This is a genomic window from Allobosea sp. BK604, from assembly GCF_004341515.1.
GTDB lineage: Bacteria > Pseudomonadota > Alphaproteobacteria > Rhizobiales > Beijerinckiaceae > Allobosea.
Genome location: NZ_SLZF01000001.1, coordinates 1113821 through 1126878 on the forward strand (window position 1 = coordinate 1113821; position 13058 = coordinate 1126878).

At 66.8% G+C, this 13058-nt stretch carries 8 protein-coding genes; 3 read left to right on the forward strand and 5 right to left on the reverse strand.

The genetic code is table 11. The features are described 5' to 3' along the window. Positions 1–177 precede the first annotated feature (177 nt). On the forward strand, positions 178–645 hold the full coding sequence (locus tag EV560_RS05435; protein ID WP_131854661.1) for an Hsp20 family protein: 468 nt from the start codon (positions 178–180) through the stop codon (positions 643–645). 67 nt (positions 646–712) lie between these two features. On the opposite strand, the gene EV560_RS05440 is transcribed toward EV560_RS05435, so the two are convergent. After that, complete coding sequence (locus tag EV560_RS05440; RefSeq protein WP_131854662.1) at positions 713–1675, reverse strand: hypothetical protein; 963 nt, start codon at positions 1673–1675, stop codon at positions 713–715. A 186-nt stretch (positions 1676–1861) separates the two neighbouring features. Continuing rightward, positions 1862–2917, reverse strand: a complete 1056-nt coding sequence (locus EV560_RS05445; RefSeq protein ID WP_131854663.1) for a threonine aldolase family protein — start codon at positions 2915–2917, stop codon at positions 1862–1864. Between the two features lie 614 nt (positions 2918–3531). Between EV560_RS05445 and gltB the strand changes: the two genes are divergently transcribed. Continuing rightward, on the forward strand, positions 3532–8226 hold the full coding sequence (gene gltB / locus EV560_RS05450) for a glutamate synthase large subunit (RefSeq protein ID WP_131854664.1): 4695 nt from the start codon (positions 3532–3534) through the stop codon (positions 8224–8226). A gap of 23 nt (positions 8227–8249) precedes the next feature. After that, entirely contained in the window at positions 8250–9671 is a 1422-nt protein-coding gene (locus tag EV560_RS05455) for a glutamate synthase subunit beta (RefSeq protein ID WP_131854665.1), read from the forward strand. Between the two features lie 220 nt (positions 9672–9891). On the opposite strand, the gene EV560_RS05460 is transcribed toward EV560_RS05455, so the two are convergent. The 3 genes from EV560_RS05460 to EV560_RS05470 form a co-directional block, all read right to left on the reverse strand. Further along, on the reverse strand, positions 9892–11151 hold the full coding sequence (locus tag EV560_RS05460; RefSeq protein ID WP_165923328.1) for an SGNH/GDSL hydrolase family protein: 1260 nt from the start codon (positions 11149–11151) through the stop codon (positions 9892–9894). Between the two features lie 61 nt (positions 11152–11212). Then, positions 11213–12457: a lytic murein transglycosylase gene (locus EV560_RS05465; RefSeq protein ID WP_131854667.1), complete on the reverse strand. Its 1245-nt coding sequence runs from the start codon at positions 12455–12457 to the stop codon at positions 11213–11215. A 112-nt stretch (positions 12458–12569) separates the two neighbouring features. Next, a partial coding sequence (locus EV560_RS05470) for a transposase (protein ID WP_165923329.1) occupies positions 12570–13058 on the reverse strand: 489 nt, incomplete at its 5' end.

Below are 13058 nucleotides of genomic sequence, written 5' to 3' on the forward strand. Positions count from 1 at the left end.
CGGCATCGCAAGCCGCTGAACAGGACGGGTTATGCCCGTCTTGGCAGCCCCTTGAAAAGCCGAAATGCTCCCCCAACTCATAGTCACGCAGGCCAATCATGGCTGCGTGAACCTGAACCAGGCCTGCGCTCAGACCGAGGCAGGCTGGACCACATGTCGCTTCTTTGGAGGACAACCATGCGTCACTTCGATCTTTCCCCGCTCTATCGCTCGACCGTCGGTTTCGATCGTCTGTTCAACCTGCTCGACCAGGCCACCAACGTCGACAACGCGCCGACCTATCCGCCCTATAATATCGAGCGCACTGCCGAGAACGCCTACCGCATCTCGATTGCCGTCGCCGGCTTTGCCGAGGACGACCTCGCCATCGAGAGCAAGGAGAACACTCTCACCGTACGCGGCGAGAAGAAGGTCTCCGAAGAGGCCGGCCAGCGCGAGGTCCTGCACCAGGGTATCGCCGCGCGCGCCTTCGAGCGTCGTTTCCAGCTTGCCGACTACGTCCAGGTGACGGGCGCGAGCCTCGAGAACGGCCTGCTCCATATCGATCTCGTCCGCGAGATTCCGGAGGCGAAGAAGCCGCGCCAGATCGCCATTGGCGGCAAACCCGCCAAGGTGCTCGAGGCCAAGGTCGCCAAGGCCGCGTAATCGTTCGGCTTCATCGCCGGCACGAATGAGGCGCTCCCGGGCAACCGGGAGCGCCTTTTCATTGGGCTCAGTCCAGCGGCACGACCGGCGCGATCGGCGTGTCCGGGCGCGGCACCGATGGCGCCGGATCCGGAACCTGTACCGGCGGCATGGCGCCGGCCGCTGGCGCCGCGCCGGGTGACGGCTCGGCCCTGGCGAGAGGCGGCTCCCGCTCGGGCTCGTTGGTGCCGCGGACATCGTTGGGGTTGACCAGCCTGGGCTTGTCCTCGCCGGTCGCCGGATTGACCGGGCCGGGTGTCGGAGCGGCTGGAAGAACGGGGGAAGCCGGCGCGGTGGTGGCCGGAGCGGCCGCTTCCGCCGGCGGCTTCTCGGCCGGCGCCGCAGGCTCCCCGGCGCGTGGCGGAGCGGCCGGCGATGGCGGCACAGCCGTGGCCGGGGCATTCGCCTCGGCCGGCGGGGCTGGGGCCGGCTCGGGCGCTGGCGCATGCGGCGGCGCCACTGGCGAGGGCGGGATGGTTCGTGCCGGAGCATTGGCCTGCGCCGGCCCCCTCAGGCTCGGCGGGCGCTCGGGCGGCAGCGGCAACAGGCGCGGCTGGGCTGCGCGCGGCTCCACGGGATCGAGGCGCGCAGCGGGCGGCATCACTGGCGTTCCCGGCCCGGGAGGCTGGAGATTGACCCGCCTGATCAGATCGCCGCTATAGAGATCGAGCACCAGCCTCGTGCGCCGGCCATTCGCCATAGCCCCTTCGACCACGAAGGTCTCGTCGGTCCGCACCGTGCGCTCGATCTGGGCGAGCCCGTATTCGCGCAGCGCAATGCGAGCGATCTCGCGCTGCGACAGCGGCGCCGGGGCATAGTAGCGGCGACCATAGCCCTCGCCATAGCCGTAGCTATAGCCATAGCGCGGCGCATAATCGTACTCGTAGCCGTAATATTGCGCGGTAGCCCCACCGGCCGAGCCCGCCAGCGTGCCGGCCATTGCCAGGCCCATCAGCACGCCCCGCGACCGCGCGGTCGAATTAGAAGCCATGTCGTTCCATCCTCTTAATGGAATGCACCCCGGCTTCAGTCTTCCTTAGGGATTGCGGCACGCTTGCGGCGTCACCCCGGCGATTTCGGAAAGCCGCGGGAGCCTAAAAAATCGGCCCGAAAACTCGATCGCATTTTTCGGATCGATCCGATGCTGGGAGCGACGCGCGCAGGGACCTACGCTGACCTAGCCGTTCAGCACCGCGATAAGCCGCTCGACATCCTCTTTCCTGGTCGCGAAGGACATCACGAAGCGGCCGATCACCTCGCCCGGCTTCAGCGCATTCTCCTCGGCGAGCGCGGTGTCGGACCAGGAGATGAAACCGATTCCGGCAGCCTGCAGCCGCGCCTGCGCCGCCGTATCGAGGATCAGGAAGGCCGTATTCGCCTCGCAGGGCCAGGCGAGGCGCACCGCGCCGTTCCTGGCCACGGCATCGGCCAGCAGCGCCGCCATCGCATTGGAATGGCGCGCCAGCGCGAGCCAATGGCCGCCGGCGAGCAGCCCCTCGAATTGCGCGCCGATCAGCCTGCCCTTGGAAAGCGTATGGCCGGCGCGCTTGCGCCGCCATTTCATCTCGGCCGCGAGCGCCGGATCGAAAAAGACCACCGCCTCCGCCGCCCAGGCCCCGTTCTTGGTTCCGCCGAAGGAGAGCACGTCGACGCCCGCTTTCCAGCTGATATCGGCCGGGGAGCAGCCGAGCGCGACCACAGCATTGGCGAAGCGCGCCCCGTCCATATGCATCTTCAGCCCGCGCGGCGTCACCGCATCCTTGAGCGCGCGCACCTCGGCCGGCGTGTAGACGAGGCCGCATTCCGTCGCCTGAGTGATCGCCAGCGCCTGCGGCTGGACCTGATGCAGGGCGCCCTCCCGCATCCGCGTCAGCGTCCTGGTGACGCGATCCGGCTGGATCTTGTTGCCGATGCCGGGCAGGCCGATGAGCTTGGCGCCATCAGTGAAGAATTCCGGCGCGCCGCATTCGTCATCGGCGACATGGCTTTCCTGATGCGTGAGCACCGCCCCCCAGGGCCGTGTCAGGCAGGCCAGCGCCAGCGAATTCGCCGCAGTGCCGCTGGTCACCAGGAAGACCGCGACCTCATGCTCGAAGAGGTCCGCGAAGAGCCGCTCGACGCGGCTCGTCCAGGCATCCGTGCCATAGGGGGCGGCGGAGCCGTCATTGGCCGCGGCGATCGCCGCCATCACCGGAGCGCTCGCGCCGGCCGTGTTGTCGCTGACGAAGTTCATGGCCGAGCGTTACCGCCGCCACCCCGCCGCTGCCAAGCCGGGCGGTCCTGCGCATGCGGTCTGCGGGCCATGCATGAATTTGGGCCGGATTGCGGCACCGGACACAAGCGTGCAACCAGACTCGGGCTTTTGCGCTGGAAATGTCTTACAGAAGTTGCATATCGCAATAAAATTTCAGCCCGAGGCAAAATCGGCTCTTGTGCGGACCTTAGAACTCTGGCAAATTCGTCCCGATAGGACAGTGATGCTGTCCCAATTTTCACCGCGCCGACGCAAGGCCACGGAGCCTTGCGTCGGACGATCGCAACGGAGCGGAGCAGATGACGAGGGGCACGGCCACTACCGCCAAAGCCAACCGTAAACGCGCCGCCCGTAAAACGGCGGCGTGAACAGGCGCGGCAGGGCTCGATAAGCCCGAAGCGCCTGCGGAGGACGCGGGCGCGAACCGAAAATAGCGCAAGCAAGCCTCTGAGAGACAACCAGGCCGCGTTGGCCCCGTCCTTGCTGCTGCAGACTGCAGACGCGAGCGGACGGTCCGGCGCGACAAGGGATGATGTGGACTCATGCAGGCCCGTCAGTGGAAACTGAGGGGCATTGGCAAGCGGGGTTTGACCATGAGCGGAACCAGCAAGTCGGCGGCCTCTGTCGAGCGCTTCCCTGAGGTGCGCGATCCGGCGATGCCGGAGGCGCAGGGCCTCTATCATCCGTCTCTGGAGAAAGATTCCTGCGGCGTCGGCTTCATCGCCGACATGAAGAACCGCAAGACCCACGCGATTGTCCAGCAGGGCCTGCAGATCCTGCACAATCTCGACCATCGCGGCGCCGTCGGTGCCGATCCGAAGCTCGGCGACGGCTGCGGCATCCTCACTCAGATCCCGCATCGCTTCTTCAAGGAAGAATGCGCCAGGCTCGGCATCGAGCTGCCCGAGCCCGGCCATTACGCCATCGGCCAGTTCTTCATGCCGCAGGCGGCGGAGGATCGCGCCGTCTGCGAGGAGATCGTCGCCCAGACGGTCGAGGAGGAAGGCCTGATCTTCCTCGGCTGGCGCGACGTGCCGGTCGACAACCATGACCTCGGCGATGCCGTGAAGGAGACCGAGCCGGTCCATCGCCAGCTCTTCGTCGGCCGCCCGGCCGAGATCGCCAGCGAGGATGATTTCGAGCGCGAGGTCTATGTCCTGCGCAAGTCCGTCTCGAACAAGGTCTACAAGCGCCACGACCGTGCCACCGCGACCTATTATCCGGTCTCGATGTCCTGCCGCACCATCGTCTACAAGGGCATGGTGCTGGTCACGCAGCTCGGCGACTATTTCAAGGACCTGACCGACGAGCGCTTCGAGAGCGCGATCGCGCTCGTCCACCAACGCTTCGCCACCAACACCTTCCCGTCCTGGCGCCTCGCCCATCCCTACCGGATGGTCGCCCATAACGGAGAGATCAACACGCTGCGCGGCAACGTCAACTGGATGGCGGCCCGCCAGGCCTCGGTCGATTCCGAGCTGTTCGGCACCGACATCTCCAAGCTCTGGCCGATCTCCTACGAGGGCCAGTCCGACACGGCCTGCTTCGACAACGCGCTCGAGTTCCTGGTCCAGGGCGGCTATTCGCTCGCCCACGCCATGATGATGCTGGTGCCCGAGGCCTGGGCCGGCAACCCGCTGATGGACGACAAGCGTCGCGCCTTCTACGAGTACCATGCCGCGCTGATGGAGCCGTGGGACGGCCCGGCCGCGATCGCCTTCACCGACGGCCGCCAGATCGGCGCGACGCTCGACCGCAACGGCCTCAGGCCCGCGCGCTATCTCGTCACCGATGACGGCATCGTCGTGCTCGCCTCGGAATTCGGCGTGCTGCCCATCCCGGAGGAGAAGATCGTCCAGAAGTGGCGCCTCCAGCCCGGCAAGATGCTGCTGATCGACCTCGAAGAGGGCCGCATCATCGGCGACGACGAGATCAAGACCACGCTCTGCCTCGCCAACCCCTACAAGGACTGGCTCGGCCGCACGCAGATCGTCCTGGAGGAGCTGCCGCCGGTCGAGGCGCGCGCCTCGCGCACCGACGTTTCGCTGCTCGATCGCCAGCAGGCCTTCGGCTACACCCAGGAAGACACCAAGCTGCTGATGGCCCCGATGGCCGTGACCGGCCAGGAAGCCGTCGGCTCGATGGGCACGGACACCCCGATCTCGGCGCTCTCGTCGAAGTCGAAGCTGCTCTACACTTATTTCAAGCAGAACTTCGCGCAGGTCACCAACCCGGCCATCGACCCGATCCGCGAGGAGCTGGTGATGAGCCTGCTCTCCTTCATCGGTCCGCGCCCGAACATCCTCGACCTGGAGGGCACCTCGCGCCGCAAGCGCCTCGAAGTGCGCCAGCCGATCCTGACCAATGACGATCTCGAGAAGATCCGCTGCATCGGCCATTACGAGGATCGCTTCGACACCAAGACGATCGACATCACCTACCCGGCACGGGAGGGTTCGGCCGGCATGGAGGGCGCGATCGAGCGGCTCTGCGAGCGCGCCGAGGCGGCCGTCCATGGCGGCTACAACATCATCATCCTCTCCGACCGGCAGGTCGGGCCGGATCGCATCCCGATCCCGGCGCTGCTGGCGACGGCGGCCGTCCACCATCACCTGATCCGCAAGGGCCAGCGCACCTCGGTCGGCCTCGTCGTCGAGTCCGGCGAGCCGCGCGAGGTCCATCATTTCGCCCTGCTCGCCGGCTTCGGCGCCGAGGCGATCAACCCCTATCTCGCCTTCGAGACGCTGGAGGCCCTCTACGAGGCCGGCGAGTTCCCGAAGGAGGTCGACCGCTACGAGGTGGTGAAGCGCTTCATCAAGTCGGTCGGCAAGGGCCTGCTCAAGGTCATGTCCAAGATGGGCATCTCGACCTACCAGTCCTATTGCGGCGCGCAGATCTTCGACGCGGTCGGCCTGAAGACCGAGACTGTCGAGAAGTACTTCACCGGCACGATCTCCTCGATCGAGGGCGTCGGCCTGCCCGAGCTCGCCGAGGAGAGCCTGCGCCGCCACCGCGACGCCTTCGGCGACTCGCCGGTCTTCCGCGATGCGCTCGATATCGGCGGCGAATATGCCTACCGCATCCGCGGCGAGGACCATGCCTGGACGCCGGAGAACATCTCGCTGCTCCAGCACGCCGTGCGCGGCAATGCCAAGGACAAGTTCAAGGCCTATTCCGACCTGGTCAACGACCAGAGCCAGCGCTTCTCGACCATTCGCGGCCTCTTCCATGTGAAGATGGCCGATGAACTCGGCCGCCAGCCGATCCCGCTGGAGGAGGTCGAGAGCGCGGCCTCGATCGTCAAGCGCTTCTCGACCGGAGCGATGTCCTTCGGCTCGATCAGCCATGAGGCGCATTCGACCCTGGCGCTGGCGATGAACACGATCGGCGGCAAGTCCAACACCGGCGAGGGCGGCGAGGAGCCCGAGCGCTTCAAGCCGCTGCCGGACGGGCGCTCGATGCGCTCGGCGATCAAGCAGGTCGCCTCGGGCCGCTTCGGCGTCACGACCGAATATCTCGTCAACTCGGCGATGATGCAGATCAAGGTCTCGCAGGGCGCCAAGCCCGGCGAGGGCGGCCAGTTGCCCGGCCACAAGGTCGATGCCCGCATCGCCAAGGTCCGGCATTCGACCCCGGGCGTCGGCCTGATCTCACCGCCGCCGCACCATGACATCTATTCGATCGAGGATCTCGCCCAACTGATCTTCGACCTGAAGAACGTCAACCCGGCCGCGGACGTCTCTGTCAAGCTCGTCTCCGAGCTCGGCGTCGGCACCGTCGCCGCCGGCGTCGCCAAGGCGCGCGCCGACCACATCACCATCGCCGGCTACGAGGGCGGCACCGGCGCCTCGCCGCTGACCTCGATCAAGCATGCCGGCTCGCCCTGGGAGATCGGCCTCGCCGAGACCCATCAGGTGCTGGTGATGAACAAGCTGCGCGGTCGCATCGCGCTGCAGGTCGACGGTGGCCTTCGCACCGGCCGCGACATCGTCATCGGCGCCCTGCTGGGAGCCGACGAGTTCGGCTTCGCCACCGCGCCGCTGATCGCGGCCGGCTGCATCATGATGCGCAAGTGCCATCTCAACACCTGCCCGGTCGGCGTCGCGACCCAGGACCCGGTGCTGCGCAAGCGCTTCAAGGGCGCGCCCGAGCACGTCATCAACTTCTTCTTCTTCCTCGCCGAGGACGTGCGCGAGATGATGGCGGCCATGGGCGTCCGCAGCTTCGACGAGCTCGTCGGCCGCTCCGACTGGCTCGACAAGAAGCAGGCGATCGACCACTGGAAGGCCAAGGGCCTCGACTTCACCCGCATCTTCCACAAGCCGGAAGCAGGCGAAGGCGTCGCGGTCAGCAACACCGAGCGCCAGAAGCACCCGATCGACACGGTGCTCGACCGCACGCTGATCGAGAAGGCCGGCGATGCGCTCGAGACCGGCGCGCCGGTCGTGATCGACAGCCCGATCCGCAATGTCGACCGCTCCACGGGCGCCATGCTCTCGGGCGAGATCGCCAAGCGCTACGGCTCCGAAGGCCTGCCCGCCGACACGATCACGGTCAAGCTCCATGGCACGGCCGGCCAGAGCTTCGGCGCCTGGGTCGCGGGCGGCCTGACGCTCGATCTCACCGGCCAGGCCAACGACTATGTCGGCAAGGGCCTTTCCGGCGGCAAGCTGATCATCCGACCCGATGCCAAGGCGAATGCCAAGGCGGAAGAGTCGATCATCGTCGGCAACACGGTGCTCTACGGCGCGATCGCGGGCGAGTGTTACTTCCGCGGCGTCGCCGGCGAGCGCTTCGCCGTGCGCAACTCGGGCGCCATCGCGGTGGTCGAAGGCACCGGCGACCATGGCTGCGAATACATGACCGGCGGCGTCGTCGTCGTGCTCGGCCAGACCGGCCGCAACTTCGCGGCCGGCATGTCCGGCGGCATCGCCTATGTGCTCGACGAGGACAAGAGCTTCGCCAAGCGCTGCAACCTCTCGATGGTCGATCTCGAGCCCGTGCCGGAGGAGGAGGAGCTGACCCAGCGCCTCTATCACCATGGCGGCGATCTCGAGTTCAAGGGCCGCATCGACGTGATGGCCAACATGTCCGGCTATGACGGCGAGCGCCTGCACCAGCTCGTGGCGGATCATTTCCGCTACACCGGCTCGGAGCGCGCCAAGGACATTCTCGAGAACTGGGCGGAATACCTGCCGAAATTCGTCAAGGTCATGCCGGTCGAGTACCGGCGTGCCCTCCAGGAAATCGAGCGGGCGCAAGCCGGCATGTCGGTCGCGGCCGAGTAACCTGATCAGGTAGGTTTGAGACGATGGGTAAGGTAACCGGCTTCCTCGAGATCGACCGCCGCGACCGGAAGTATCTTCCGGCCTCGGATCGGATCAGGAACTACAAGGAATTCATCATCCCGCTCGGGCCGGAAGGCACGCGCGACCAAGCGGCGCGCTGCATGAATTGCGGCATCCCGTATTGTCACAACGGCTGCCCGGTCAACAACCAGATCCCGGACTGGAACGACCTCGTCTATAACGACAAGTGGCAGGAGGCCCTGGGCAATCTGCACTCCACCAACAACTTCCCCGAGTTCACCGGCCGCGTCTGCCCCGCGCCCTGCGAGGCCTCGTGCACGCTGAATCTCGAGGACACGCCGGTCACCATCAAGACGATCGAATGCGCGATCGTCGACAAGGGCTGGCAGGAGGGCTGGATCAAGCCCGAGCCGTCCGCGACCAGGACGGGCAAGAAGATCGCCATCATCGGCTCCGGCCCGGCTGGCCTGGCGGCCGCGCAACAGCTCGCCCGCGCCGGCCACGACGTCCATCTCTACGAGAAGCATGCCCGCGCCGGCGGCCTGCTGCGCTACGGCATCCCGGACTTCAAGATGGAGAAGTCCCATGTCGAGCGCCGCGTGAAGCAGATGGAAGCGGAAGGCGTCACCTTCCACTACAACGCCAATATCGGCGTCGATATCGACCCGGCCGAACTCCTCGCGCAATATGATGCGGTCGGCCTGACCGGCGGCGCCGAGAAGCCGCGCGACCTGCCGATCGAGGGCCGTGAACTCGGCGGCATCCAGTTCGCCATGGACTTCCTGCCGCAGCAGAACCGCCGCGTCTCCAACGAGCCGCTGAGCAGCAATGCCGCGCCGATCCTGGCGACCGGCAAGCATGTGGTCGTCATCGGCGGCGGCGATACCGGCTCGGACTGCATCGGCACCTCGGTGCGCCAGGGCGCGCTCTCGGTCACCCAGATCGAGATCATGCCGCAGCCGCCGGAGAAGGAGAACAAGGCGCTGACCTGGCCGAACTGGCCGCTCAAGCTGCGCACCTCCTCCAGCCACGAGGAAGGCGCGGAGCGCGACTTCGCCATCACCACCGTGAAGTTCAAGGGCGAGAACGGCCAGGTCCGCAAGCTCCATTGCGCCCGCGTCGACAATGCCCTGAAGCCGATCCCCGGCACCGAGTTCGATCTGAAGGCCGATCTCGTGCTGCTCGCCATGGGCTTCGTCGCGCCGGTGCAGGACGGCTTGCTCGCCAAGCTCGGCGTCAAGCTCGACGGGCGCGGCAATGTCGAGGCCAACACGCTCGCCTACAAGACCTCGGTCGAGAAGGTCTTCGCTGCCGGCGACATGCGTCGCGGCCAGTCCCTGGTGGTCTGGGCCATTCGTGAAGGCCGCCAGATGGCTCACGCAATCGACAAGCACCTGATGGGCGACACGGTTCTGCCGCGCTGATCTTGCCGTCTCCCACCCATCTCGGGCTTGCCCGAGATGGGCAATCCCGAGTGTCAAAGTCCGCAGCCGACTTGGATGCGGGAGAATGTGATGGCGAAGCCGAGACCGATGAGGGATCGCGCCCGGCCTCTCGTTGCTCGCTTGAGATCCCCCTGCCGGGTTGGGACGACCGCGTGCCCCGTCATCCGGTGCATCGCCTCGTCTTCGTCCTCAATTCGGGCTAATTCCCACGCGGCCAGCGGTAATCGTCGATCCGCCCGGGCTTCGGCTCGCTGCCGACGCCCTCGCCGAAGACGCGATCGAGCTGGTTCGCAAGGTCGCCGCGCCCGCGCGCATCCGGGATCGAGGCGAGCAGCGCCTTGTCACCCCCGGCGCCGGGGCCGGTGAGCGGCTGGATCGGCCCGGCCAATGGCCTGCTCTGCAGCGCCGCCGCGAGCCCGCCCGGCTCCGGCGTGCCACGCACCATCGCGTCGATCAGGCGTTCGACGCCACCGGGCTGTGCGGTCGGGTCGACCGGCACCACGGCAGCATCCGGCGCGCTTGGTCCGGCCGGCAGCGCGATCACGTTCTCGTCCGATGGTCGCTGCTCGATCATCCGGCGGATCAGCACATCGACGAAATGCGCCGCCTTGCGCGCGCCCGCCCTGGTGAAATGGATGCCGTCGCCGAGGCGCAGCCGCGTGGTCTGGCCGCTGACATCGGGCCCCATCGCCGTATAGCGGTTCTCCGCATCGACATAGGCGCCCCAGAGATCGACATATTGCCCGCCGGCACGCTCGACGCGCTGGCGATAGATATCGTTGAAGATCGCAAGATCAGCCGAGAGCCTGGCATTCTGCATCGGCGGCTCGCCGATCCAGATCAGCGGGATGCGCTTGGCGGCGAAGGCCGTGGCGATGGCATCGACCCGGTCGCGATAGAGCTGCAGCCAGCGCTCGCTCATCGGCTCATGGACCACGTCGCCTTCCCGGATGGCCTGACGGTCGTTCAGGCCGAGCATCATCACGGCCGTGGTGATCTTCTGATCGCTCGCCAGGAGATCGGTCACCGCCTTCGGCCAATCGTAGAAATCGCTGCGGACAAGGCCGGAATCCGGCTTGGCCTTGTGGATCACGGCGACGTCGGGCCGGTCGTTCAGCGCCTCATCGAGCCCGCCCGCGACGAGATTGGCGAGCGAATCCCCGAGCACCACGATATGGTGGGCGACATCGACCTTGGGGACGACAGGGTCGTCACGGACCACGACGGACGCCGGAGCGCGCCGCACCGCCGGAGCGGGCCGCGCCACGCGCGGCTGAGCCCGCGGCTGCATCGCCGGCCTCTCCGGAATCTGCCAGAACATGTTGAACAGGCTGCGGCCCTGCGGTGGCGGAATGCGGCCCGGAGGCACCGGATTCTGCGCAAGCGAGACCGGCCCGCCGGTCGCGAGCACGAGCAGGGCGGAGGCCAGAACCATGAAGAGCGAACGCAGGCGCATCATGCTCTCGATCCGCGCCGGTCGACGGCGCTGCCAGGTAATATAGGGCAGAACGAGGCTTTCGTCAGCGCGTGGCGCGCAACTTCTCCAGGAGCGCCAGCGTCGGATAGCCGTCGGCGATCTCGCCGACCTTGAGCTGGTACTGCCTGACCGCCTCACGCGTGCTGGGGCCGATGCGTCCGTCGGCATCGTGATTGTAAAGGCCGAGAGCCTTGAGCCGCCGCTGCACATCCTGGGTGCCGGCCTTGTCGAGCTGCTTCGCCTGCACCGGCCAATCGGCCTGGATCGCCGGACGGCCCATGATCCGGTCGCCGAGATGGCCGACCGCGAGCGCATAGGCGTCGGAGGTGTTGTATTTCTTGATGACGTCGAAATTCTCGGTGAGCAGCATCACCGGGCCGCGGTGCCCAGCCGGGAAGAACAGCCGCGCCTCGCCCGAGGACGGCAGGGGCCCACCATCGATGCGGCGCAACCCGGCCGCGCTGAAAGAGGCAAAGCTCGCCTTGTTGAGACGGTAGTCGAAGCCCTCCGGCAGCGCGACTTCGAGCGCCCAGGGCAGGCCGGGCACCCAGCCATTGCCCTTGAGGTAATTCGCGGTCGAGGCCAGCACGTCCGCGGTCGAATTCCAGATGTCGGCATGGCCGTCGCCGCTGAAGTCGACCGCGTATTTCATGTAGCTCGACGGCATGAACTGGGTGTGGCCCATGGCGCCGGCCCAGGAGCCGCGCAGCTCGTCGCGCTCGACATGGCCGTTCTCGATCAGCTCCAGCGCCGTCAGCAATTCGTCGCGGAAGAAGTCGCCGCGATAGCGGATGCTGGCCAGCGTCGCGAGCGAGCGGATGATGTCCTTGTCGCCCTTGAACGAACCGAAATTCGTCTCCATGCCCCAGACGGCGAGCACGATCTCCCTGGGCACGCCGTAGCGCGCCTCGACCTGCTGCAGCACGGCGGCATTATCCGCCGCAACGCCACGTCCGCGCATGATGCGCGTGCTGGTAACGCCAGTGTTGAGATAGCTCCAGATCGGTGCCGAGAACTCGGACTGCTTCCCGGTCCGCTCCACGATCGAGGCATCGGGCGATAGCCCGCGGAAGGCGAGGTCGAAGGTCCGGCGCGAGATGCCCCGGGCCTGCGCTTGCGGCCAGAGCGTCTCGAGGAAGGCGGAGAAGGCGACGTTGGGCTGGGCCGCGTTTGCGGTCTTCACGCCCTGCGTGGGGGCAGCGGCGCGGACCGATCCGGTCGTCGTCTGCGCCGATGCCGGGATGAAGCTGATCGCGACGACGGCAAAGGCGGCGGGCAGGCGGCGCATGAAACACCTCGCTCGGGCGGGTTGGCAAACGGAGATTGCTGTCTCCAGAGCGCCCGAACAAGATTAATCGTCGGTTAACCGGAGCGATAGCGGGCCTGTCCGCTCGCCGTCATCAACTCACTTGTTGATTTGGGAGTTTAGGTCTGGCGTCGCGGATTTTGGCGTTGGCGATGACGATGAGTTTTCGCATGACGGCGATGGTTGCGACGATTGGCTTTTTCCCGTTTTGGCGGAGCCTTTCGTAGAAGGGTCGGATGTCCGGGTTGTGCCGGGCGGCGACGAGGGCAGCCATGAACAGGGCGCGCTTGAGGTTGGGTCTTCCGCCGCGGGTTGGCCTGTAGGCGTCGCAGGCGCCGCTTTGCCTTGGATGGGGAGCCAGGCCTGCGAGCGCGGCGGCTTGCTTGCGGTCGAGCGTCCCCAGTTCGGGCATGAGGGCCAGGATCGCGGGGGCGTTGGTCTTGCCGAAGCCCTTGATGGTGCGCAGGGTCCGGAGGTCGCGGGCGAGTTCGGCCGTCTCGGCGATGAGGGTGGCGATCTCGGCGTCGAGCCGGGTGATCGCCAGGTCGAGAGCCTGGACGAGATCGGCATGGATGCTGGTGAT